Below are 21,404 nucleotides of genomic sequence, written 5' to 3'. Positions count from 1 at the left end.
TGAGAATAATACCCAGAAATACGACTGCAGATAGAGGCTGCCTTTTTCTTATAATTAAGCTTCACGAATTAAATGTAATTAAAAGGTGTACGGGCCAAAAATACCGCAATTTTAAATGCCCGTTTAGCATTAGGTAGCGCATCAGGCAAAGGCTACGGGCGTATTTCTTTCCATGAAAATCCCTATGAAGGTTTGCGCGTGTATTTAATGAATATTCCTAAGTAAAATTCCGATGCCCCCCTGATTCATCAAGCCATGAAAACGGCCACCAGGGAGGATGCCCACCGTATGAGTTCTTATCTGCTTTTCTGATGTATATGCCATTGCACTGCCGGGCTCGGTGTATTCGTTGCTTAGAATAGCCTTAAAATAGGCGCGGGGAAGGTGAAATAACGTGATATTAGAGGCAGGATGCTTTTTGCAAAGATGAAATCGGAAGTGAAATTATGAAATCCGTGCGTTGTAAGTTAATTTTTATCATTTAATTCAATGCTTTATTTTGTTTTTTTGCGGCAGGGCATCACACTTTTTCACTAAGGTGATACGCACATTTCTGTACCTTTATCTCCTCTTGTTGCCCCCCGAACGGCAATATTTTACCCCGAGTTGCACCCTATGGACGCGGAGGGTTCGCGTTAACTACCGGGGGCAGGGTTCGTTTAATTAATGCCGGACAAAGACTGCCCGGAGAGGGCGCTTGTTTGAGCCGAGTGTGAAAAAAACTGGCCACGCTGGCGCAACGATCGCGTCCGATCCGGCAGTCTGCCTTGTCATCGTCATTGACCATTCTTACCGACAATAAAAATCTTTCCGTCAGTTCGAGGCATTTTTGCACCCTGGACAGAATGACAACCGTTGCGCCAGAACCGCGAAGACCTGCCAGGTTGATCAATCACGGGAGCTTCAAATTGCTGAGGTAGTCATATTGGGCTTGCGAAATGTCCAGTTCCCCATCGCTGAAAAAGACTTTTATAAACATATCGCCCTGGCCGACGATATCTACACGTTGGTAAGTTCCCGTCACAAAACGGCGCACGATAGCCTGAATGGCATCGGTATGATTAGCAGGAACTGCATTGTTATCCGTGACTTTCTGTTCAAAAGTAATAGGGTGCTCTGCCTGAGGATCGGGACTGTATTGTGCGCGCTTGGCTGCGCTTTCGAACTTGAAATCATTAAAGGCGTTGTGGGTGGAGTTAAACATATCGGCAAGGTTTTTGATATGCGCCGCCATCTGATTCACGACCATGGTTTTATTGGTCACGAAGCGTTTACCCAAATACGTGCCAGTCACTACCGCGAGCTGGGCGGCATTTCTGCCTAAAATGCTGCCAACGCCAGAACCGGCCCCCGTCCATAATCCCGCGATCAAAACCAGACCGGCTCCGCCGACGGTACTCGACGCGATATTCTCAAAATGCTGAACACGCGCCCCCATTTGCCATGAGGTTCCGGGAAAAGAGACATTAATGCGGTTATCCAGATGATTAATTCTTCCGCCTGGTCGTTGTCCTGACTCAATATTATTGGCTGTCAATCGGCGGTTGTTTTCATCTTTGAGTTCACCCAGCGTAAACGCGATCTGGCCGGTCTCCGTTTTTGTTAATCGAAAGACTTCTTCTGGTGACAGAGACCTGACGAGGATCAGCGCCTCATTCAAAATCTCACGGGTCAAAAAGTTGGCTGACACCCGATTATTCGATTCGTGTTGCGATGTCAGAGCTAAAATTTCATGTGACTTAGGAAATGCCATAATCCCCCCGCCATTACGATATGCACCGTAATGTGATTAGCTTTCTTTATTTTGCTTAATGTCCCAGCCCATCTGCACCGAAGCTCCTTTATTGCCTTGCTTCGCTTGCTCCCAGTATTCCATCGATACTTTACCGGCCTGAAAAGAGTATTCAATGCCTAGCGTGGAACCGTGCTCGACACCGATGAAGTCGGTATGAGTCACTAATACATCTTCCAGGGTAATGCGGGTATATTCCACTTCCTGCCCACCGGCTTTGCAAAGCGACAACTGCACCTTGGCGAGGTGTTTACCGGCCGAACAGTATTTCAATAAGGCAGGTGTCGCTTTATCTATCAGAGCCTGTACGGTCAGATCGCGAAAATTCACTTTACCCGTACCGCCGCCGCCGCCAACGGCCATATTGCCAGGCTGCCGCGCGCCCCAGTTAAAGGAGAAGACATCGATCCATTGCTTGTGATTCGCATTTTTCGATTCGCCATTAATGCCTTCAACTTTTAAAAACATATCCATTGCCATGATTTTATCACCCGATCATTAACGTATTGTTAGGTGCCCGAATGCACTTAGCTCTCTTTATTCTGCTTGATATCCCAACCAGATTTGCTTTCCGCGCCTTTAGTGCCGCTGCTGCCTTGTTCCCAGTAACTCATGGTGACTTTTGACGCCTGGAAGGCGTAATCAACCAGGATCGCATCATTTTGACCGACACCATTAAAATCGGTTTGCGTCACCAGCACGTCTTCGAGAACGATTTTGGAATATTCCACCTGGTTGCCGCCCGCTTTGCATACGGAAAGCTCGATTTTCGCGACATGTTTTCCACTGGAACAATATTTAAGAATGGCGGGTGTAGATTTGTCGATAAGCGCTTGAATACGGAGGTCTTGATAATTCACTTTCCCGGAACCGCCCCCACCGCCGACAGCCATATTTCCTGGCTGTGAAGCGCCCCAGTTAAACGAAAGTACGTCGGTCCATCCTTTATGATTGCTGTCTTGGGACTCGCCCGTCATTCCTTCAACTTTCATATACATATCAATTGCCATTGTCGCCGGATCCTCCATTATTTCGCGTTGGCAGCGGAATAGGTTAAAAATGTCTTATCAATGGGTAAAATTCAGCATAGCCTTATATGAATGAATTAACAGCAATGTCGTTTTTATTCGGAATGTTCCTAGTTTTAATCCAATATATTGTGATTTAACAAAGTGATACCGTTAGAGGTTCGTGGCTATATTCCATCACCGAATGACAATAAAAACACTCAATAAACGGAGAATATGAGTGCGCTCGTTTGACGCCTGGAGGATTGGGGACGGGCCTTTTGAGAAAGTGCACCTGTAATGCGAAATTGCACATCCATCGGATGATGCGGTGGCGCTTTAGCGCTGGCCCGCAGGGTGAGGCCCTTGGCCGAATAATCGAACGCAGTTCGATGGAGAGTCCGTACCCCAGAAAGCGAAAAACCCGCCATAGGCGGGTTATTCTGAATAGGGTGCCCGGACTCGGACTCGGACTCGGACTCGGACAACCGGCGCTGGCGCCGCGTTGAACAGCGCTTTAGCGCTGGCCCGCAGGGTGAGGCCCTTGGCCGAATAATCGAACGCAGTTCGATGGAGAGTCCGTATCTCAGAAAGCGAAAAACCCGCCATAAGCGGGTTCTTCTGAATATGGTGCCCGGACTCGGAATCGAACCAAGGACACGGGGATTTTCAATCCCCTGCTCTACCGACTGAGCTATCCGGGCAACGGGGCGCATTAAACCGTATTGGCCGGATGGCGTCAATCGCTTTCTGTCACAAAGCCGATCGGTTGCTCTATTTTCAGGCAGCAAGCCCGGAGGAGCGGGGGACGGGGGGATATCCGCATTCAATAAATATGCATATAAAACGTGTAATTATACCATCTTTAAACGCGCGATTTTTGGCTTTTCAATTAAATAACAATGAATTATGCTTTAATCAATGGACGTTCAATCAAGGCGATTCTCGCTTGAACCCTGCAACGAATCATGCAATCATTGCGCAAATTTTAGCACTCTCCGTTCCCTGACGGTGTTTCCGCTTCTTATAAGCCAGAGGGTTATTGGCATGACTGGTTTTGTTGCTCAAGCGCTGCTGCGCACCAGACATCTGACGCCGCCACCGTTCCGCCGTTGTTTCCTCCGCACGTCATCCGCCCGAATACGCCTGCCGGCCATGCGGTAAGGCCGCCTGACGCTCGCTGTTAGGCATGCGTAAAGCCAGCGCTGCGGCCCTGATTTTACTGATGCCTGTCGGACGCTGCCAAGACCAGTTCCCCCGATAGCCGCCTGATGATCCCCGATCATGAGCCGGTCACGCACGCCGCTTATGCTGCCGTGCCCGGGTATCGCTTTTACCGGGATAACCGCGTTATCTCATTACCGTGCCGGTGGCACACCCTCATCCTTCACCGTTTGAGAGTCAGCATGATGAAAGAATTGAAAATCGCGACCAGCGCCAGCCTGGTCGCCACCATTGAGACGCTGCGCCAGATCGTGCGCGTAGAGCAGACGGACTACACCGACGTGGCGGCGGCGGTGGTGTCGGTCGCCGACGTGAACGCCGGCATTCTGGCGCGCTTGCAGGCGACGGGGTTCGACATTCCGACCTTCGTGGCGGTGGAAGGGGACGAGCATCTCTCGCCGGACTATCTGCCGTTTGTCAGTGGTGTTTTCGCGCTGCTGGCCGGCGCCAGCAAGCCGTTCTACATGGCGCAGCTGGAGGCCGCCGCCGACGCCTACGAGCAGGCGCTGCTGCCGCCGTTCTTCAAAACGCTGAAGACCTACGTCGAGATGGAGAATTCGACCTTTGCGTGCCCAGGCCATCAGGGCGGCGAGTTCTTCCGCAAGCACCCGGCCGGCCGGCAGTTTTTCGATTTCTACGGCGAGACCCTGTTCCGTTCCGATATGTGCAACGCCGACGTCAAGCTGGGTGATTTGCTGATCCACGAAGGCTCGGCCAAGGATGCGCAAAAGCACGCGGCGCGGGTGTTCAACGCCGATAAAACCTACTTCGTGCTCAACGGCACCTCGGCGGCCAACAAGGTGGTGACCAACGCGCTGCTGACCCGCGGCGATCTGGTACTGTTCGATCGCAACAACCACAAATCCAACCACCACGGGGCGCTGATCCAGGCCGGCGCCACGCCGATCTATCTGGAAACCGCCCGCAACCCGTTCGGCTTTATCGGCGGCATCGATGCGCACTGCTTCGACGAACGCTATCTGCGCGAGCAGATCCGCGAGGTGGCGCCGGAGAAAGCCGCGGCGGCGCGGCCGTTCCGGCTGGCGATCATTCAGCTCGGCACTTACGACGGCACGATTTACAACGCTCGCCAGGTGATCGACACCATCGGCCACCTGTGCGATTACATTCTGTTCGACTCCGCCTGGGTGGGTTACGAAGGCTTTATTCCGATGCTGAAAGAGTGCTCGCCGCTGCTGCTGGAGCTGGATGAGCACGATCCGGGCATTTTCGTCACCCAGTCGGTGCATAAACAGCAGGCGGGGTTCTCGCAGACCTCGCAGATCCATAAGAAAGACGACCATATCAAAGGGCAAAAGCGCCACTGCAACCACAAGCACCTGAACAACGCGTTCATGCTGCATGCGTCGACCAGCCCGTTCTATCCGCTGTTCGCCGCGCTGGACGTCAACGCCAAGATGCACGCCGGCCCCGCCGGGCGCCGCATGTGGATGGACTGCGTCAAGCTGGGCATTGAGACGCGCAAACAGCTGCTCACGCGCTGCTCGCAGCTGAAGCCGTTTATTCCGCAGCAGGTGGCGGGCAAAGACTGGCAGGATCACGATACCGATCTGATCGCCAACGACGCGCGCTTCTTCACCTTCGTGCCGGGGGAGACGTGGCACGGCTTCGAAGGCTATGCCCAGGATCAGTATCTGGTGGATCCGTGCAAGCTGCTGCTGACCACGCCGGGGATTGACGCCGCGACCGGCCAATACACCGAGTTCGGCGTGCCGGCCACCATTCTGGCCAACTTCCTGCGCGAGAACGGCATCGTGCCGGAGAAGTGCGATCTCAACTCGATCCTGTTCCTGCTGACCCCGGCGGAGAACCCGGCCAAGATGGAACAGCTGGTGGAGATGCTGGCGCAGTTCGAACGCTATGTCGAAGAGGATGCGCCGCTGAGCGTGGTGCTGCCGACGGTGTACCGCAAGAACGAGCAGCGTTACCGCGGCTACAGCATTCGCCGGCTGTGTCAGGAGATGCACGATCTGTACGTCAGCTTTGACGTTAAGCAGCTGCAAAAGGAGATGTTCCGTCAGGATCATTTCCCGCCGGTGGTGATGAACCCGCAGGACGCCAACGTGGAGTTTATCCGCGACAACGTCGAGCTGGTGCCGATCGGCCAGGCGGAAGGGCGCATCGCGGCGGAAGGGGCCCTGCCGTATCCGCCGGGCGTGCTGTGCGTGGTGCCGGGCGAAGTGTGGGGCGGCGCGGTGCAGCGCTACTTCCTGGCGCTGGAGGAGGGTATCAACCGCCTGCCGGGCTTCTCGCCGGAGCTGCAGGGGGTCTACATCGAGAAAAAAGATCACGGCTGGAAGCGCATCTTTGGCTATATGATCAAGCAGTAAAAAAAGGGCCGGTTCGCACCGGCCCTTCTCATTTCCACGCGGGAAGCGCTACTTTCTGCGGTAGCTCTTCTGCGCGGTATTCACTTTCACCAGATAGCGGCGCGACTCGGCGGCCGGGTGTTTGGTGGTCAGCGTTTGGTACACGTCGCCCGGCTGCATGCCGTTGATGATGCCCACCGCGCGCGTCCTGTCGCTGGAGAACACCCGCAGCACGCTGCCGGCGCCGCCGTTGTAGGCGGTGATCACCGCATAGCGGCGCGAGGTCGGGTTCTGAATGCCGCCCAGGTAGTTGTTCTGCAGGATCGCCAGGTAGGCGGTGCCGGTGTCGATGTTGTTCTCCGGATCGAACAGGTAGCTGCGGCTCGGGGTGCCCCATTTGCCGCGCATCTGGAACACATCCTTACCGGCGGTGTGCTGCACCACCTGCATCAGGCCCAGCGCGTCCGAACCGCTCACCGCATAGGGGTTGAAGCTCGATTCGGTCTGCATGATCGCCAGGATCAGCGACTCGTCTACGCCGTATTTTTCCGACGCCTTGCGCACCATCGGCAGATATTTATGCGCACGTTTGTCCAGGTGGTTTGGCACCAGCTGGATGGTGACCGAGTAGATGACGTGCAGGCCGGAGGTGCGTTTTTGCAGCTTGGTCTGCAGCAGGTAATCGGCAAAGTGCGCCGCGCGCCATTCCCAGCGGATCGGCGCGCCTTTGTTATCCAGCACCTGGCCGTACAGAAACGGCTCTTTGCTGATCTGGATATCGTTGGCGTCGGAATAGAGATCGATGGAACCCGGATCGTCACCCATCAGCAGCGTGCTGATGATCGCCTGGCGCAGGTGCGCGGCCGGATCGGTGGTGGCGATGGTTTCGATGGTGATGGCACCGGTATCGAAGTTGATGTGGCTGCGGGTTTGGTATTGGTCGGTATATTTGACGTAGTCTTTCGGCCCGGCGATCAGAACTTCGTTCAGACCCCAGATGTTCTCGATGTTGTGAGCGAATTGCCCCATCAGAATGTCGAAGCCGTTGGTGTCTTTGATCCAGGCTTCGTTGATTTCTTCACTTTTTTTGCCGGAACAGGAGATCAGCAAAGGCGCTATTACGAGCAAAGCTAAAATTTTCTTCATCTTAAAGCCGTTTGGAAGAAGTATAAGAGGATTGAAGCGGGCCAGCGCCTGGCCCCAACAGCGTTATTCGCTCGGCGGCGTATAGCCTTCGATGTGCACGTCGTGCCCTTCGAACAGGAACTTGATCATTTCCTCTTCCAGCAGTTTGCGATCATCCACGTTCATCATGTTCAGCTTCTTCTCGTTGATCAGCATGGTCTGCTTCTTCATCCACTCGCCCCAGGCTTCCTTGGAGATCTCGTTGTAGATGCGCTTGCCGACGTCGCCGGGATAAAGCTGGAAGTCCTGGCCCTCGGCGTCGCGCTGCAGGAAAGTACAAAAAATGGTGCGGCTCATGCTAATTCCTCGTCGATGGCGCTATCGCCATATAAGTTTTGTTGGATCGGGGGCTGCTTCGCCAGCTGTTGCAACAGGCGATCCACCGGCGCTGCCAGCCCGACCGACGGCGGCTGCGCTAAGTTATACCAGAGACCCGCGCCCTCATCCATGCCGCTGCCCGCCGCGTCGAGCGACAGCCACATCGGCACGATATCGAGATGGAAATGGCTGAACGTGTGGCGAAACGCGGTCAGCTGTTCCAGGCGCTTGCCTTTCAGACCGCGCTGCTGCAGCCAGAGTTCCAAATCCACGCGCGCGCTGAACTGTGGGAAGCAGAACAGGCCGCCCCACAGGCCCACCGCCGGGCGCTGCTCCAGCCACACGCGGTCGCCGTGCTGCAGCAATAAGAAGTAGGCGGTTTTTTCCGGCAGGGTCTGTTTGGGTTTCTTGCCGGGGTAGTTGGCCCAGCTGTGATTGGCATAAGACAGGCAGCCGACGTTGAGCGGGCAGAGTTCACACTTGGGCTTGGAACGAGTGCAGACCATGGCGCCCAGATCCATCATCGCCTGGTTGAACTGGCCGACGCCCTGCGCCGGGGTGACCTCTTCGCTGATTTTCCACAGCCGGTTTTCGACTTCTTTCTTGCCCGGCCAGCCTTCCACCGCGTAGCAGCGAGCCAGCACGCGCTTCACGTTGCCGTCGAGGATCGGATAGTGTTGGCCCAGCGCCAACGACAGCACCGCGCCGGCGGTGGAGCGGCCGACGCCCGGTAAATCGGCGATTTCTGCGAAGGTTGTCGGGAACTCGCCGCCGTGCTGTGCGACAATGGTCTGCGCCGCCTTGTGCAGGTTGCGGGCGCGGGCGTAATAGCCGAGGCCGGTCCACAGATGCAGCACTTCGTCCAGCGGAGCCTCCGCCAGCGCGCGCACGTTGGGAAAACGGGCCATAAAGCGCTGAAAATAAGGAATGACGGTGGCAACCTGAGTCTGTTGCAACATCACCTCGGAGAGCCATACTTGATAGGCGGTTTTCTCCAGCTGCCACGGCAGGGTCTTGCGACCGTAGCGCTGGTACCAGTCAAGCACCACCTGTGCGAATTGTTGTGCTTGCATCATGAGCAGCGTCGTTATCCGGCAGAAAATGAAGCGAGATTGCAGCATAGAGTCATGATGCTGTAAACCGGAACTTTCCGACGCCGCACGGCGGGTACAGAAGATGAACACTTGCTAAACCAATGTATCTTTGCATAATGCGCGTTTCCCTAATTGGCAGCCAAACAGACAGAAAGCACTATGATTAATGACGTCATCTCCCCGGAATTTGATGAGAACGGCCGCGCGATGCGCCGTATCCGCAGTTTTGTCCGCCGCCAGGGGCGGCTGACCAAAGGCCAGCAGCACGCGCTGGAGAACTATTGGCCGGTGATGGGCGTGGAGTATCAGGCTGACGCTGTCGATCTCGCCGCGCTGTTCGGCCGCGAAGCGCCGACGGTGCTGGAGATCGGTTTTGGCATGGGCGCCTCGCTGGTGACCATGGCGGGCAACAATCCGCAGCAGAACTTTTTAGGGATCGAAGTGCACTCGCCGGGCGTGGGCGCCTGCCTGGCCGACGCCCACGAGGCGAAGCTGAGCAACCTGCGTGTGATGTGCCACGATGCGGTTGAAGTGCTGGAAAACATGATCCCGGACGGCTCGCTGGACATGGTGCAGCTGTTCTTCCCCGATCCGTGGCACAAGGCGCGCCACAACAAGCGCCGCATCGTGCAAACGCCGTTTGTCGAACTGGTGCTGCGCAAGCTGAAGACCGGCGGGGTCTTCCACATGGCTACCGATTGGCAACCTTATGCGGAACATATGTTAGAGGTTATGAACGGGGTCGCAGGCTACCGTAATCTTTCCAGCGATAATGATTACGTGCCGCGTCCGGATTCGCGCCCGCTGACGAAATTTGAATTACGCGGCCAGCGCCTGGGACATGGCGTTTGGGACTTGATGTTTGAGAGGAAAGAATAATGGCTAAGAACCGCAGTCGTCGTTTACGTAAAAAGTTGCACATTGAAGAATTTCAGGAGCTGGGTTTCTCCGTAGCCTGGCGTTTTGCCGAAGGCACGTCGGTGGAAGACATCGACAGCACGCTGGATACCTTCATCGATGAAGTGATCGAGCCGAACGGCCTGGCGTTTGACGGCAGCGGCTACCTGCAGTGGGAAGGTCTGATCTGCCTGCAGAAGATCGGCCACTGCACCGACGAGCATCGCGAACTGGTGAAAAACTGGCTGGAAGCGCGCAAACTGACCGACGTTAAGGTCAGCGATCTGTTCGATATCTGGTGGGATTGATCGCGCTTGCCCGATGAGCGCGGCTTCGCGCCGCGCCGTTTTATTGATCTAAGGTGCCTTAACGGCGCCTTTGTTTTGCCCGGAGTGTGACCGAGGTGGTAACAACATTGGATAACGCGTTGCTGGAAGAGATCCTGCAACAGGTGCGCCCGCTGATTGGCCAGGGGAAAGTGGCCGACTACATCCCTGCGTTGGCAGAAGTGCCCGCCGATCGGCTGGCGATCGCCGTGTGTACGGTGGATGGCGAACTGTTCCAGGCCGGCGACGCCGCGGAGCGCTTCTCTATCCAGTCGATCTCCAAAGTGCTGAGCCTGACGCTGGCGCTGACGCGCTATCAGGAGCCTGAGATCTGGCGGCGCGTGGGCAAAGAGCCTTCCGGCCTGCCGTTCAACTCGCTGCTGCAGCTGGAGATGGAGCAGGGCAAACCGCGCAATCCGTTTATCAACCCCGGCGCGCTGGTGGTGTGCGACATGCTGCAAACCCGGCTCAGTGCCCCCAAACAGCGCATGCTGGAGGTGGTGCGTCAGCTGGCCGGCGAAGACGATCTGGCCTATGACCTGCGGGTGGCGCGTTCCGAGTTCGAACACTCCGATCGCAATGCGGCCATCGCCTATCTGATGAAATCGTTCGGCAACTTCGAAAACGACGTCATCACCGTGCTGCAAACCTATTTCCACTACTGCGCGCTGCGCATGAGCTGCGTGGAATTGGCGCGCAGCTTCGTCTATCTGGCCAATCACGGCCGCGATCTCAGCGGCGAGGCGGTGATCAGCCCGCTGCAGGCTCGGCAGATCAACGCCCTGATGATGACCAGCGGCATGTACGACGGCGCCGGCGAATTCGCCTATCGGGTGGGAATGCCGGGCAAGTCCGGCGTGGGCGGCGGCATCGTGGCCATCGTGCCGGACGAGCTGTCGATCGTCGTCTGGTCGCCGGAGCTGGATGCTTCCGGCAACTCGCTGGCGGGAACTGCGGCGCTGGAACTGTTGTCTCAACGTATCGGTCGTTCGATTTTTTAATCCCAGTCTGGATGGGAGTCAGGAGAAGCTATGTTGAAGAAAACCGGGTTAGCCTTACTGCTGCTGGCGGCGACTGCCGCGCAGGCCCACGCCGAGTACCAATGCAGCGTTAAACCCCAGGACGATGTGATCATCAGCCCGCAGAGCGTGCAGGTGAAAGGCGCCAGCGGCGACCTGCAAATCTCGCCGGATGGCGACGTGATCCGCAACGGCCAGGCGCTGAGCCTGAACGACAGCCAGCGGCAGAAAGCCTTCAGTTACCAGAGCGCGCTGCGCAAGCAACTGCCGTGGATCGACGACGGCGCGCAGAAACACCTGGAGAAAGCCCGCGCAGCGCTGGATAAAGTGATCGTCAAAGAGCTGGGCAGCAACAGCAACGTGCGCAACCGGTTGACCACCCTGAATGGCCAGCTGAAACAGCAGATGAACCGCATCATCGAGCACCGCAGCGACGGCCTGACCTTCCACCACAAGGCGATCGACCAGGTGGAACAGGATGGCCGCAACATCGTGCAGCAGAGCATGGGCGGCGTGCTGCAGGACAGCCTGAACGAAATGGGCGTCAAACAGGCCGCCAACAGCGGCGGTAACCCGCTGCAGGCGATCATGGGCAACCTGGGCGGCTTGCAGAAGGCGATCCAGAACGAATGGAACAATCAGGAGCAGGACTTCCAGAACTTCGGCCATGATGTGTGCAACCGCGTCACCGCACTGGAAACCCAGCGCAAGGATCTGCTGAAGGCGTTGAAGTAACGGATAGGCGTAGCCGCCGTGCGTTTTTGACCTCACGACGGCTATCTGACAAACTGGCTAAACTATAATCAATCGGCAAAAGGATTTTGCATTGATGCCAGTGATATTCCGTTATAAAGGCTACAGGTTCTTTTTTTATTCCAACGAGGGTGACCCGCTTGAGCCGCCGCATGTTCATATCAGAGACGCTGAGGCTGAAGCGAAATTCTGGTTGGTTCCTGGCGTGCAGTTGGCGCGTAATGACGGCTTTAACGCCAGAACGCTAAAAGAGCTGGCGGGTCTGGTTGATACCTATCAGGCATTGTTTTTGGAGGCTTGGCATGAGTATTTCGGCTAAACGCGTCAGCTTTGACGATGCGACGATGTGGGTCGAACTGAGCGACGCCCGAATTATTGGCGTGCCACTGGCCTGGTTTCCGCGTTTGTTGAATGCGACGCAAGAACAGCGGGCAGAGTATGAACTCAGCGCTCGCGGCATCCATTGGGATGCGTTGGACGAGGATGTTTCCGTTGAGGGATTGCTGAAGGGGCGTGGCGACGTGACGCATCGCCCTCATAATGCCGCCTGAACATGAAAAAAAGCGCTGATTATTCAGCGCTTTTTTTTACTCGTCGTCCGCCAGGAACAGTTCCAGCAGCGAGTTGAGGAACAGTTTGCCCTTCTCGGTGATCTGCCAGTGCTCTGCGGTTTCTTCCAGATAGCCTTTGGCCAGCGCCTCGTCCAACTGCGGGCGAATGACGCTTTCCGCCAGCCCGGTGTAGTTGACGAAGTCGGCGCGCGGCGCGGCTTCCAGCAAGCGGAAGCGGTTCATGAAGAACTCGAACGGCCGATCCGCCGCCGCCACCTCATGCTGCTTGTCCATGTAGTCGCCGCGCATAAAGCCGCGTGGGTGCTTGGTCTTGGCGGTGCGCAGGATGCGTCCGTCGCTGAAGGTCACCTTGCCGTGCGCGCCGCAGCCGATCCCCAGATAGTCGCCGAAGCGCCAGTAGTTGAGATTGTGCTGGCATTGGTAGCCCGGCTTGGCGTAGGCCGAGGTTTCATACTGCTGATAGCCGGCGGCGCTCAGCAACTGGTGGCCGCGCTCGAAGATGTCCCACAGCGCATCGTCGTCCGGCAAAACCGGCGGGCGCGAACTGAACAGGGTGTTCGGTTCGATGGTCAGCTGATACCACGACAGGTGCGGCGGATTGAGGGCGATCGCCTGGCGCAAATCGTCCAGCGCCTCTTCCAGCGACTGATCCGGCAGGCCGTGCATCAGATCGAGGTTAAAGCTGCGCAGGCCAAGGCCGGTCGCCAGAGTCGCCGCGCGTTTGGCCTCTTCCGGGCCGTGGATGCGCCCCAGACGGTTCAGCTTCTCGGCGCTGAAGCTCTGCACCCCGATGGAGATGCGGTTGACGCCGGCGCGCTGGTAGCCGCTGAAGCGATCGGCCTCCACGGTGCCGGGATTGGCCTCCATGGTGATTTCGGCGTCGTCGGCGACGCGAATGCGCGCCCGCACCCCGTCCAGTAAGGCCTGCATCGCCTCGGCGCTCAGCAGGCTGGGGGTGCCGCCGCCGATAAAGATAGTGCTGATTTCCCTGCCGCCGGCCAGCGGCAGGTCGGCATCCAGATCCGCTAACAGATGATCGACATACTCCTGATGCGGCACGTCACCCTTCAGCGCATGGGAGTTGAAGTCGCAGTACGGGCATTTCTGCACGCACCATGGGATATGGATGTAGAGACTCAGCGGGGGCAGCTTAAGCATTGCGCATGGCTTCCAACATCAGCTTCAGCGCCTTGCCGCGGTGCGAAATCGCCCGCTTCTCGTCGCGGCTCAGCTCGGCGGCGGTGCGGCCCAGCTCCGGCACGTAGAAGACCGGATCGTAACCGAAGCCGCCTGCACCGGCGGCCTGCTCGGTGATTTCGCCGGCCCAACTGCCGTGGAACACCAGCGGCGTCGGGTCTGCCGCATGGCGCAGATAGACCAGCACGCAGTGGAATTGCGCGCCGCGCTGGCCCGGCGCCACGTCTTTCAACGCCGCCAGCAGCTTGTCGAGGTTCTGCCGATCGTCGGCATCTTCACCGGCATAGCGCGCGGAGTAGATGCCCGGCGCGCCGCCCAGCGCGTCGACCGCCAGGCCGGAGTCGTCGGCGATCGCCGGCAGGCCGGTGACCTGTGCCGCATGGCGCGCTTTCAGAATGGCGTTTTCGATAAACGTCAGGCCGGTTTCTTCGGCGGACTCCACGCCCAGATCGGTTTGTGCGACCACGTCCAGGCCGAAATCGGCCAACAGGTCGGCGAGTTCGCGCACTTTGCCCGGGTTACCGGTGGCAAGAACGACTTTTTGCATAATGACTACCTTGAAAATTATTCGATGAGCGCCGCGACCACGGCGGGGATCTGTTGCGGATTCACGATGCGTAACTGTTTATGCCGCCCCAGTTCGCCTTTCTCGATGGTGACGTTGCTTTTCGCCACTTTGAACTGCTTGGCGATAAACTTGATCAAATGGGCGTTGGCTTGGCCGTCGACCGGCGGGGCGGTGATGGCGACTTTCAGTTCGTCGCCATGCAAGCCGATAATTTGGTCGCGGCTGGCTTTCGGCTGAATATATAGCCTGATCGCCAGCCCGTCCAGCACCGGAGTGACTGCACTCACAGCAGGAACCAGATCTCACCGAACAGATCCATGCCCAGGTAGTTGATCAGATAGAGGATCAGGATCACCACCATGGCGGAAAAGTCGATGCCGCCCATCGCCGGGATGATGCGACGGATCGGCGCCATCAAGGGTTCGGTCAGTTGGTACATCACGTAGTCGATCGGGCTGCGGCCCTGGCTTACCCAGCTCATCAGCGCACGAATGATCATCACCCAGAAGATCAGGTAGCCGGCGGACTTCACCAGCGAGATCAGGCCGAACAGCAGGTTATACGGGCTGAGCGACATCGCGCCGCCCTGAATCAGCAGCAGCAGCGGGTACTTGATGGTCATCAGCAGGAACGCCAGCAGCAGCGAAGCGCTGTCGATGGGCCCCAGTGACGGGATGATGCGGCGCAGTGGGCCGACCACCGGCTGGGTGATCTTCACCACAAACTGTGAGAACGGGTTGTAAAAATCGGTGCGCGCCCACTGCATCCAAATGCGCAGCAACAGCACCATCACGTACAGATCAATAACGGTCTTGACCAGGAAAGTCAGCGTTAGCATGAAGTGGTCCTTCTCCTTAACTCGCGGTTATTTAAAATAATTTTTCCATCTCTTGGGCACGGGAAACGGCGGCCTGCATCGCTTGCGCCACGGTTTCCGACAGTTGGCGTTCGTTGAACACCCGCAGCGCTTCGGCAGTGGTGCCACCTTTGGAGGTCACCTGCTCGCGCAGCGTGCCCAGCGGCGTATCCGGGTTGGCTTCCACCAATGCGGCGGCGCCGGAAGCGGCCTGTTGTACCAGATCGCGCGCGGTCTGGCTGTCGAAGCCCATGCGCTCGGCCTCTTTTTGCATCGCTTCCATAAACAGGAAGAAATAGGCCGGGGCGCTACCCGCGGCGGCGATCACGCCGTTGATGCCATTTTCGTCATCGACCCAGCAAACTTTACCGACCGACGCCATTAAATCGCCGGTGTAATCGCGATCCCGCTGGCTGACCTGCGCCGGCGCGTACAGCCCGCTCATGCCTTTGCCGACCAGCGACGGAGTGTTGGGCATGATGCGCACGATGTCCAGCTTGTCGCCGAGCAGCTGATAGAAACGGCTGACCTGAATACCGGCGGCGATCGACAGCACCAGCTTGCCGCTGAAGTCGACCTGTTCGCGCAGCGGCTGACACACGTCGGCCATCATCTGCGGTTTGACCGCCAGCACCACCACCTCGGCTTCACGCGCGCAGGCGACATTGTCGCCGCTGCTGACGATGCCGTAGTCTGCAGCCAGCGCATCACGGTTTTTCGGCGAAGGGGCGCAGACGCTGATGGATTTGGCTGGATAGCCGCCCGCCACCAGGCCGGCGATGATTGCACGCGCCATGTTGCCGGCGCCGATAAAGGTAATCTTGCGATGTTGCATCAAATCCCTCGTCTGTGTGTCAGGCCTGCGAGTAGTCGCGGGCGCCAAAAATTGCGGTGCCGATGCGCACCAGGGTGCTGCCGGCAGCGATCGCCGCCGCCATATCGTCCGTCATGCCCATCGACAGCGTATCGGCTTGCGGATAGCGCTGACGCAGGGCGAGAAATGCGTCGTTCATCCGGCTGAATACCGCCAGCTGCCGCTGATAATCCGCTTCCGGCGCCGGAATAGCCATCAGGCCGCGCAGCGTCAGGTTCGGCAGCGCGGCGATCGCTTCGGCCAACGCCGGCAGCTCGGCCAACGCAATGCCGGATTTGCTTTGCTCGTCGCTGATGTTGATTTGAATCAGCACGTTGAGCGGCGGCATGTCGGCCGGGCGCTGATCGCTCAAGCGCTGGGCGATGCGCAGCCGATCCACGGTATGGCACCAGGCGAAGTGTTCCGCCACCAGCCGACTCTTATTGGATTGCAGCGGGCCGATAAAGTGCCACACCAACTCGCCGCTTTGCGGCGACTCGGCGAAATGCCGGATCTTGTCTACCCCTTCCTGCACGTAGTTCTCGCCGAAGGCGCGCTGGCCGGCGGCGATGGCTTCTTCGATCGCCGCCACAGGTTTGGTTTTGCTGACGGCAAGCAGGGCAACTTCTTCTGGCGCCCGCGCGCAGTTTTGCGCGGCGGCCGCGATGCGGTTTCTGACATCCTGCAGGTTCTGTTGGATAGTGCTCATTATTGACCCGGGAGAGTGATATGGATATCGATGAATTCGTGGCCCTTAGTGTAAAGCATAATGCTTCCGATCTGCACCTTTGTGCCGGTCATCCGCCGATGTTGCGCATCGACGGTGAACTGCAGCCGCTGGCGGCGGCGCCAACGCTGACGGCGCAAGGCGCGCAGGCCCTCTGCGACGGATTGCTGAATGCGCAGCAGCGCGAGAGCCTGCGGCGGCTGGGGCAGGTCGATCTGGCGCTGCACAGGCCGAGCGGGGAGCGGCTGCGGGCCAACGTTTTTCAGCAAAGCGCGGGAATTTCTCTCGCGTTGCGGCGTATCGCCGGGCAGTCGCCTTCGCTTGCCGAGCTGGCGGTGCCGGCCATCGTCCCGGCGCTGCTGCGGCGCGCCGACGGATTGATCCTGGTCACCGGTGCCACCGGCAGCGGCAAGTCCACCACGCTGGCGGCGATGATCGACGAGATCAACCGGCACCAGCCGCGGCACGTTTTGACGCTGGAGGATCCGATCGAATTCCTGCACCGCAGCCGGCGATCGCTGATCCAGCAGCGGGAGATCGGCCGTGACAGCCACAGCTTCGATGCGGCGTTGCGCGCCGCGCTGCGCGAAGATCCGGATGTGATCCTGCTGGGTGAGCTGCGCGATATCGCCACCATCCGGCTGGCGCTCACCGCGGCGGAGACCGGCCACCTGGTGCTGGCGACGCTGCACACCCGCAGCGCGCCGCAGGCGGTGGAGCGGCTGGTGGACGTGTTTCCGGCGGAAGAGAAACCCTATGTGCGCGCCCAGCTGGCCGGCAGCCTGCAAGCGGTGATCGCGCAAAAGCTGATGAGGCGCCCTGGCGGCGGACGCGTGGCGATCTTTGAAGTGCTGACGGCGACGGCGGCGGTCAGCAACCTGATCCGCGAAGGGAAAACCCATCAGTTGGCGAGCGTGTTGCAAACCGGCGCGCAGTCCGGCATGCAAACCTTTGAGCAAGGTTTGCAGCAGCGGATCGACGCCGGCGTGTTGGGGGAGTGCGCGGGGGAGGGAACGAGGGGTTAACCCAGCTGCCGTTCGAACCAGCTTTCGAGGATAACCACCGCGGAGGCGGAGTCCACGCTGCCTTTATCAAGCGCGCGGAAGCCGCCGCGATCGAACAGGTTGGCGCGCGCTTCCACGGTGCTCAGGCGCTCGTCATGCAGCTCGATCTGAATGCCGAAGCGACCGTGCAGGCGGTTGGCGAACTTGCGCGCCTGGGCGGTAACGGGCTGTTCGGTGCCGTCCATGTTCAGCGGCAGGCCGACCACCACCAAATCCGGCTGCCACTCCTTCAGCAGTTTTTCGATTTTCAGCCAGTCCGGCGAACCGTCCTGCGCTTTGAAAGCCGGCAGGGCGCGGGCGCTGCCGGTCAGCTCCTGGCCGACGGCCGCGCCGATGCTTTTGGTGCCGAAGTCGAAGGCGATAATGGTGCGGTTGCTCATCAGGCGTGTCCTGCGTGGTTGGCGATGCTGCGAATGTCGATGCCCAGAAGGTTCCCCGCCTCGCGCCAACGGCTGGCGATCGGCGTGCGGAACAGAATGTCGGTGTTGGCTTCGATGGTCAGCCAGGCGTTTTCCAACACTTCCTGCTCCAACTGGCCCTTTTCCCAACCCGCATAGCCCAGCGCCACCAGCACGTCGTCCGGTTGTTCCGGGGTGCCGAGCGTCTCCAGCACGTCTTTCGAGGTGGTGATCATGGTGTTGGGCGAAATTTGAATGCTGGCGCCGAAGCCGTGGCGCGGCGTATGCAGGATAAACCCGCGATCGTCCGCCAGGGGGCCGCCGGCGAACACCGGTTTGTCCAGGCTGATGGCCGGATCGCGCGCAGGCGGCATGATCTTCAGCTTGCTCAGCACCGTGGCTACCGTGAATTGCTCCACCGGTTTATTGATCACCAAACCCATGGCGCCTTCTTCATTGTGCTCGCAAATGTAAATCACCGAGCGTTTGAAGCGAGGATCCTGCAGCGTTGGCATGGCGATCAGAAAATGGTGCTGTAAATTCATGGCGTTAGTATAAGGTAATCAATGGGTGAGAAAATAAACAGCCGCCAGTATGCGGCTATACCCGCCGCCTTTCAAGGCGCGCTTTGGCGGGCGCGATGCAGAACAGCGGGCGGCATGCCGCCCGCATTGCGCATTACTTCGCCGCCAGGCGCTTTTCAATCGCGTCCATCAGCATGCCGGTAATCGAAATCGGGAATGCCGCCTCGATCTCGCGCGCGCAGGTTGGGCTGGTGACGTTGATCTCGGTCAGGCGATCGCCGATCACGTCCAGGCCGACGAAGATCAGCCCTTTCTCTTTCAGCGTCGGGGCGACGGCGCGGGCGATTTTCCAGTCGCTTTCGCTCAGCGGGCGCGCTTCGCCGCGGCCGCCGGCCGCCAGGTTGCCGCGGGTCTCGCCCTGCGCCGGAATGCGCGCCAGGCAGTAAGGCACCGGCTCGCCGTCCACCACCAGGATGCGCTTGTCGCCGTCCTTGATCGCCGGCAGGAAGTTCTGCGCCATGCAGAAACGGCTGCCGTGTTCGGTCAGGGTTTCGATGATCACCGACAGGTTAGGATCGTCCTGCTTCACGCGGAAGATAGACGCGCCGCCCATGCCGTCCAGCGGCTTCAGGATGATGTCGCCGTGCTGCTGGTGGAATTTGCGGATGTGCGCGGCGCTGCGGCTGACCAGCGTATCCGGCGTCAGTTCCGAGAACCAGGCGGTGAACAGCTTCTCGTTGCAGTCGCGCAGGCTTTGCGGCTTGTTGACCACCAGCGTGCCTTTAACTTCGGCGCGTTCCAGAATGTAGGTCGCGTAGATATATTCGGTATCGAACGGCGGATCCTTGCGCATCAGGATCACGTCCAGCTCGTGCAGCGCCAGATCCTGCTCGGCGCCGAAGCTGAACCAACTCTCCTTGTCTTCCTTCACGCTCAGCAGGCGGGTGCGGGCGCGCCCGTCGCCGGCATGCAGATAGAGATCGTTCATCTCCATGTAGTGCAATTCGTAACCGCGGCGCTGCGCTTCGAGCAGCATGGCGAAGCTGGTGTCTTTCTTGATGTTGATGGAATCGATAGGGTCCATCACGATGCCGAGCTTAATCATCTTTTCTCCTTTAACCCAGGTCGCCGAAGCGGACCTGCAGAGCGGTAATGGCGGTGAGCGCTGTGGTTTCGGTACGCAGAACGCGTGGTCCCAGCAGAATATCAGTAAATCCGTGGTCGGTGGTCATGGCGATTTCGTCGGCGGACAAACCGCCTTCCGGGCCGATCAACAGGCGAACATGATCCACCGGCTGTGGCAGCGTGTTGATGCTGTGGCTGGCGCGCGGGTGCAGGTTGAGTTTCAGGCTGCCGTCCTGCTCGGCGCACCAGGCCTCCAGCGACATCGCCTCGCGGATTTCGGGAATGCGGTTGCGGCCGCACTGTTCGCAGGCGGCGATGGCGATCTTTTGCCATTGCTGGATTTTCTTCGCCAGGCGTTCGCCGTCCAACTTCACGCCGCAGCGCTCGGAAAACAGCGGGGTGATGACGTTGACGCCCAGCTCGATGGATTTCTGGATGGTGAACTCCATCTTCTCGCCGCGCGAGATCACCTGGCCCAGATGCAGGTTGAGCGGCGATTCGATGTCATCCACGCGGCCGTCGCCAAGGCGCACCAGCACGCTCTTTTTGTCCACCCGGATTATTTCGGCGTCGAACACCTGGTTGCTGCCATCGAACAGCTGCAGCGCCTGGCCGGCGCTCATGCGCAGCACGCGCCCGACGTGGTTGGCGGCGTCCTCGCTGAGGGCGATCTCCGCCCGGTCGGTCAACGGTTGCGGATGGTAAATGCGGGGTATGCGCATGGGTAGTCTGATCCTGACGAAACGGCGCCGCAGGTTGGCGGCACCATGAAAGATAAAGGCTATAGTAGGTTAGCTTTTCCGCTGCTGACAAGCCTGTTGAATATAGGGGTTGTGGTTGCCCTGCACCTTGGCGATACGTGCTTCGCGCTGACATTCCCATTGGCTCACCGGATATTGCCGGTTCCACACTTCAAACAGCTGGGTTTGCTGGCGTGACAGCCGCAGCTGGTAGCGATCGCGCATGTAGAAGTAGGTGCGGGCAATGGCGCCGCGGGCGCGGGCGGGCGGCTCCGCCTGTTTATTCTTGAAGTCCACCTTCATTGGGCATTGCCCATACTGGCCCGCGCCGCCGTTCCATTGGCTGTACATGAAATTGTTGCGGTCGCCGTTCACTTCGCCGATCGCCGGCTGCAGGTTGTGCAGATCGGTTTCTATCTGGCGGTAGGTGGCGTCTTTGTTGCAGTTTTTGCGCCCGCCGTCTTGCCAGCACTGCAGCTGGTGGCCGAACTGCCAGGCCGGCACCACGTGTTCCCACTCGATGCGCTGCGCGCGTTGGGCGTTTTTACGCACCTGATAGCCGCAGCCGGCGAGATCGGGAATGCCCTTCTTGCCTTGCCACTCGATGCGGCAGCCGCAGTAAAAACTGCCCGGCGCATCCTGGTTAATCTTGGCCGCCGCCGTCTTGGCCTGAGAGAAGTTATTGATGCCGTGCGCCTGTGCGGCGCCTGCGGCGAAAACCGCCATAAACAAAATTCTGCGAAGCATATTCCAAAACAGCTCAAAATTGGAAAAGCAGGCAGGGTAACGGAACTTGTCGGCAGTGGCAAATGGCGATATTTACTTGTTTTAACGT

At 58.6% G+C, this 21,404-nt stretch carries 25 protein-coding genes and 1 tRNA gene; 8 read left to right on the top strand and 18 right to left on the bottom strand.

The genetic code is table 11. From position 1 onward, the window contains the following. Window positions 1–892 precede the first annotated feature (892 nt). From ACJ8QF_RS16600 to ACJ8QF_RS16585, 4 genes are all read right to left on the bottom strand, one after another. On the bottom strand, window positions 893–1,753 hold the full coding sequence (locus ACJ8QF_RS16600; RefSeq protein ID WP_226883070.1) for a hypothetical protein: 861 nt from the start codon (window positions 1,751–1,753) through the stop codon (window positions 893–895). Between the two features lie 36 nt (window positions 1,754–1,789). Further along, window positions 1,790–2,272: an Hcp family type VI secretion system effector gene (locus tag ACJ8QF_RS16595; protein WP_004937359.1), complete on the bottom strand. Its 483-nt coding sequence runs from the start codon at window positions 2,270–2,272 to the stop codon at window positions 1,790–1,792. Between the two features lie 47 nt (window positions 2,273–2,319). After that, window positions 2,320–2,802, bottom strand: a complete 483-nt coding sequence (locus ACJ8QF_RS16590) for an Hcp family type VI secretion system effector (protein WP_004937362.1) — start codon at window positions 2,800–2,802, stop codon at window positions 2,320–2,322. Between the two features lie 625 nt (window positions 2,803–3,427). Continuing rightward, window positions 3,428–3,503, bottom strand: a tRNA-Phe gene (locus ACJ8QF_RS16585). A 705-nt stretch (window positions 3,504–4,208) separates the two neighbouring features. Between ACJ8QF_RS16585 and speF the strand changes: the two genes are divergently transcribed. After that, the gene (speF, locus tag ACJ8QF_RS16580; protein ID WP_041922371.1) at window positions 4,209–6,374 is read left to right on the top strand and encodes an ornithine decarboxylase SpeF; all 2,166 of its coding nucleotides are present in this window, start codon (window positions 4,209–4,211) and stop codon (window positions 6,372–6,374) included. 48 nt (window positions 6,375–6,422) lie between these two features. Here speF and mltC read toward each other — a convergent pair whose 3' ends face one another. The 3 genes from mltC to mutY form a co-directional block, all read right to left on the bottom strand. Continuing rightward, window positions 6,423–7,499 (bottom strand): membrane-bound lytic murein transglycosylase MltC, encoded by a 1,077-nt coding sequence (gene mltC / locus ACJ8QF_RS16575; RefSeq protein ID WP_004937402.1) that lies wholly within the window; start codon window positions 7,497–7,499, stop codon window positions 6,423–6,425. Between the two features lie 63 nt (window positions 7,500–7,562). Continuing rightward, a complete protein-coding gene (locus ACJ8QF_RS16570) occupies window positions 7,563–7,835 on the bottom strand; it encodes an oxidative damage protection protein (RefSeq protein ID WP_004937404.1) in 273 nt (90 codons plus the stop codon). After that, a complete protein-coding gene (gene mutY, locus ACJ8QF_RS16565; RefSeq protein ID WP_004937408.1) occupies window positions 7,832–8,932 on the bottom strand; it encodes an A/G-specific adenine glycosylase in 1,101 nt (366 codons plus the stop codon). The genes ACJ8QF_RS16570 and mutY overlap by 4 nt, the downstream gene beginning before the upstream one ends. 177 nt (window positions 8,933–9,109) lie before the next feature. Here mutY and trmB point away from each other — a divergent pair, with 177 nt between their 5' ends. From trmB to ACJ8QF_RS16535, 6 genes are all read left to right on the top strand, one after another. Next, complete coding sequence (gene trmB, locus ACJ8QF_RS16560; protein WP_004937410.1) at window positions 9,110–9,829, top strand: tRNA (guanosine(46)-N7)-methyltransferase TrmB; 720 nt, start codon at window positions 9,110–9,112, stop codon at window positions 9,827–9,829. After that, window positions 9,829–10,155 (top strand): YggL family protein, encoded by a 327-nt coding sequence (locus ACJ8QF_RS16555; protein ID WP_004937412.1) that lies wholly within the window; start codon window positions 9,829–9,831, stop codon window positions 10,153–10,155. The genes trmB and ACJ8QF_RS16555 overlap by 1 nt, the downstream gene beginning before the upstream one ends. A gap of 95 nt (window positions 10,156–10,250) precedes the next feature. Further along, the gene (gene glsB, locus ACJ8QF_RS16550; RefSeq protein ID WP_004937414.1) at window positions 10,251–11,174 is read left to right on the top strand and encodes a glutaminase B; all 924 of its coding nucleotides are present in this window, start codon (window positions 10,251–10,253) and stop codon (window positions 11,172–11,174) included. 30 nt (window positions 11,175–11,204) lie between these two features. Beyond that, window positions 11,205–11,927 (top strand): DUF2884 domain-containing protein, encoded by a 723-nt coding sequence (locus tag ACJ8QF_RS16545; RefSeq protein ID WP_015379052.1) that lies wholly within the window; start codon window positions 11,205–11,207, stop codon window positions 11,925–11,927. Between the two features lie 94 nt (window positions 11,928–12,021). Beyond that, entirely contained in the window at window positions 12,022–12,264 is a 243-nt protein-coding gene (locus ACJ8QF_RS16540; RefSeq protein ID WP_004937418.1) for a DUF4160 domain-containing protein, read from the top strand. Further along, complete coding sequence (locus tag ACJ8QF_RS16535; protein WP_004937422.1) at window positions 12,248–12,496, top strand: DUF2442 domain-containing protein; 249 nt, start codon at window positions 12,248–12,250, stop codon at window positions 12,494–12,496. The genes ACJ8QF_RS16540 and ACJ8QF_RS16535 overlap by 17 nt, the downstream gene beginning before the upstream one ends. Window positions 12,497–12,532: 36 nt before the next feature. Here the strand turns inward: ACJ8QF_RS16535 and hemW are convergent, their stop codons facing one another. From hemW to ACJ8QF_RS16505, 6 genes are read right to left on the bottom strand one after another with little or no spacing between them, the layout of a single operon-like run. Continuing rightward, window positions 12,533–13,675, bottom strand: coding sequence for a radical SAM family heme chaperone HemW (hemW, locus tag ACJ8QF_RS16530; RefSeq protein WP_048796774.1), 1,143 nt, complete (start codon window positions 13,673–13,675; stop codon window positions 12,533–12,535). Next, window positions 13,668–14,261 (bottom strand): XTP/dITP diphosphatase, encoded by a 594-nt coding sequence (locus ACJ8QF_RS16525; protein WP_325962499.1) that lies wholly within the window; start codon window positions 14,259–14,261, stop codon window positions 13,668–13,670. The genes hemW and ACJ8QF_RS16525 overlap by 8 nt, the downstream gene beginning before the upstream one ends. Before the next feature lie 17 nt (window positions 14,262–14,278). Continuing rightward, entirely contained in the window at window positions 14,279–14,569 is a 291-nt protein-coding gene (yggU, locus tag ACJ8QF_RS16520) for a DUF167 family protein YggU (RefSeq protein ID WP_004948014.1), read from the bottom strand. Then, window positions 14,566–15,120, bottom strand: coding sequence for a YggT family protein (locus ACJ8QF_RS16515; protein ID WP_004937436.1), 555 nt, complete (start codon window positions 15,118–15,120; stop codon window positions 14,566–14,568). Before ACJ8QF_RS16515 ends, yggU begins: the two co-directional genes overlap by 4 nt. 31 nt (window positions 15,121–15,151) lie before the next feature. Further along, window positions 15,152–15,973: a pyrroline-5-carboxylate reductase gene (gene proC, locus ACJ8QF_RS16510; protein ID WP_442537692.1), complete on the bottom strand. Its 822-nt coding sequence runs from the start codon at window positions 15,971–15,973 to the stop codon at window positions 15,152–15,154. A gap of 19 nt (window positions 15,974–15,992) precedes the next feature. After that, window positions 15,993–16,700, bottom strand: coding sequence for a YggS family pyridoxal phosphate-dependent enzyme (locus ACJ8QF_RS16505; RefSeq protein WP_004937443.1), 708 nt, complete (start codon window positions 16,698–16,700; stop codon window positions 15,993–15,995). A gap of 20 nt (window positions 16,701–16,720) precedes the next feature. On the opposite strand from ACJ8QF_RS16505, the gene ACJ8QF_RS16500 reads away from it, so the two are divergent. Beyond that, window positions 16,721–17,743, top strand: coding sequence for a type IV pilus twitching motility protein PilT (locus tag ACJ8QF_RS16500; protein ID WP_131165516.1), 1,023 nt, complete (start codon window positions 16,721–16,723; stop codon window positions 17,741–17,743). Here ACJ8QF_RS16500 and ruvX read toward each other — a convergent pair. From ruvX to endA, 5 genes are all read right to left on the bottom strand, one after another. Next, window positions 17,740–18,162, bottom strand: coding sequence for a Holliday junction resolvase RuvX (ruvX, locus tag ACJ8QF_RS16495; RefSeq protein WP_103830044.1), 423 nt, complete (start codon window positions 18,160–18,162; stop codon window positions 17,740–17,742). The two genes, ACJ8QF_RS16500 and ruvX, sit on opposite strands and share 4 nt — an antisense overlap. Further along, window positions 18,162–18,725 (bottom strand): YqgE/AlgH family protein, encoded by a 564-nt coding sequence (locus ACJ8QF_RS16490; RefSeq protein WP_004937452.1) that lies wholly within the window; start codon window positions 18,723–18,725, stop codon window positions 18,162–18,164. The genes ruvX and ACJ8QF_RS16490 overlap by 1 nt, the downstream gene beginning before the upstream one ends. Window positions 18,726–18,858: 133 nt before the next feature. After that, complete coding sequence (gene gshB, locus ACJ8QF_RS16485; RefSeq protein WP_016930084.1) at window positions 18,859–19,809, bottom strand: glutathione synthase; 951 nt, start codon at window positions 19,807–19,809, stop codon at window positions 18,859–18,861. Window positions 19,810–19,819: 10 nt separating this feature from the next. Next, window positions 19,820–20,551 carry a 16S rRNA (uracil(1498)-N(3))-methyltransferase gene (gene rsmE, locus ACJ8QF_RS16480; protein WP_004937458.1) on the bottom strand — a complete coding sequence of 244 codons (732 nt, stop codon included), beginning with the start codon at window positions 20,549–20,551 and terminating at the stop codon, window positions 19,820–19,822. Window positions 20,552–20,620: 69 nt separating this feature from the next. Then, the gene (gene endA, locus ACJ8QF_RS16475; RefSeq protein ID WP_015379043.1) at window positions 20,621–21,316 is read right to left on the bottom strand and encodes a deoxyribonuclease I; all 696 of its coding nucleotides are present in this window, start codon (window positions 21,314–21,316) and stop codon (window positions 20,621–20,623) included. Window positions 21,317–21,404: the final 88 nt, after the last annotated feature.

It is taken from the genome of Serratia sp. CY81684 (genome assembly GCF_052166595.1).
Lineage (GTDB): Bacteria > Pseudomonadota > Gammaproteobacteria > Enterobacterales > Enterobacteriaceae > Serratia > Serratia nematodiphila.
Note: the sequence above shows the minus strand (reverse complement) of the source record. Positions and strands in the feature narration are given on the sequence as shown.

Coding starts and splice junctions, on each gene's coding strand:
- speF (WP_041922371.1), top strand. CDS start 4,209: ATGAAAGAATTGAAAATCGCGACCAGCGCCAGCCTGGTCGCCACCATT.
- hemW (WP_048796774.1), bottom strand. CDS start 13,675: ATGCTTAAGCTGCCCCCGCTGAGTCTCTACATCCATATCCCATGGTGC.
- ACJ8QF_RS16535 (WP_004937422.1), top strand. CDS start 12,248: ATGAGTATTTCGGCTAAACGCGTCAGCTTTGACGATGCGACGATGTGG.
- ACJ8QF_RS16505 (WP_004937443.1), bottom strand. CDS start 16,700: ATGAGCACTATCCAACAGAACCTGCAGGATGTCAGAAACCGCATCGCG.
- gshB (WP_016930084.1), bottom strand. CDS start 19,809: ATGATTAAGCTCGGCATCGTGATGGACCCTATCGATTCCATCAACATC.
- ruvX (WP_103830044.1), bottom strand. CDS start 18,162: ATGAGCAACCGCACCATTATCGCCTTCGACTTCGGCACCAAAAGCATC.
- ACJ8QF_RS16590 (WP_004937362.1), bottom strand. CDS start 2,802: ATGGCAATTGATATGTATATGAAAGTTGAAGGAATGACGGGCGAGTCC.
- trmB (WP_004937410.1), top strand. CDS start 9,110: ATGATTAATGACGTCATCTCCCCGGAATTTGATGAGAACGGCCGCGCG.
- ACJ8QF_RS16490 (WP_004937452.1), bottom strand. CDS start 18,725: ATGAATTTACAGCACCATTTTCTGATCGCCATGCCAACGCTGCAGGAT.
- ACJ8QF_RS16570 (WP_004937404.1), bottom strand. CDS start 7,835: ATGAGCCGCACCATTTTTTGTACTTTCCTGCAGCGCGACGCCGAGGGC.
- endA (WP_015379043.1), bottom strand. CDS start 21,316: ATGCTTCGCAGAATTTTGTTTATGGCGGTTTTCGCCGCAGGCGCCGCA.
- ACJ8QF_RS16555 (WP_004937412.1), top strand. CDS start 9,829: ATGGCTAAGAACCGCAGTCGTCGTTTACGTAAAAAGTTGCACATTGAA.
- ACJ8QF_RS16600 (WP_226883070.1), bottom strand. CDS start 1,753: ATGGCATTTCCTAAGTCACATGAAATTTTAGCTCTGACATCGCAACAC.
- mutY (WP_004937408.1), bottom strand. CDS start 8,932: ATGATGCAAGCACAACAATTCGCACAGGTGGTGCTTGACTGGTACCAG.
- ACJ8QF_RS16595 (WP_004937359.1), bottom strand. CDS start 2,272: ATGGCAATGGATATGTTTTTAAAAGTTGAAGGCATTAATGGCGAATCG.
- ACJ8QF_RS16515 (WP_004937436.1), bottom strand. CDS start 15,120: ATGCTAACGCTGACTTTCCTGGTCAAGACCGTTATTGATCTGTACGTG.
- mltC (WP_004937402.1), bottom strand. CDS start 7,499: ATGAAGAAAATTTTAGCTTTGCTCGTAATAGCGCCTTTGCTGATCTCC.
- ACJ8QF_RS16545 (WP_015379052.1), top strand. CDS start 11,205: ATGTTGAAGAAAACCGGGTTAGCCTTACTGCTGCTGGCGGCGACTGCC.
- ACJ8QF_RS16525 (WP_325962499.1), bottom strand. CDS start 14,261: ATGCAAAAAGTCGTTCTTGCCACCGGTAACCCGGGCAAAGTGCGCGAA.
- ACJ8QF_RS16500 (WP_131165516.1), top strand. CDS start 16,721: ATGGATATCGATGAATTCGTGGCCCTTAGTGTAAAGCATAATGCTTCC.
- ACJ8QF_RS16540 (WP_004937418.1), top strand. CDS start 12,022: ATGCCAGTGATATTCCGTTATAAAGGCTACAGGTTCTTTTTTTATTCC.
- rsmE (WP_004937458.1), bottom strand. CDS start 20,551: ATGCGCATACCCCGCATTTACCATCCGCAACCGTTGACCGACCGGGCG.
- proC (WP_442537692.1), bottom strand. CDS start 15,973: ATGCAACATCGCAAGATTACCTTTATCGGCGCCGGCAACATGGCGCGT.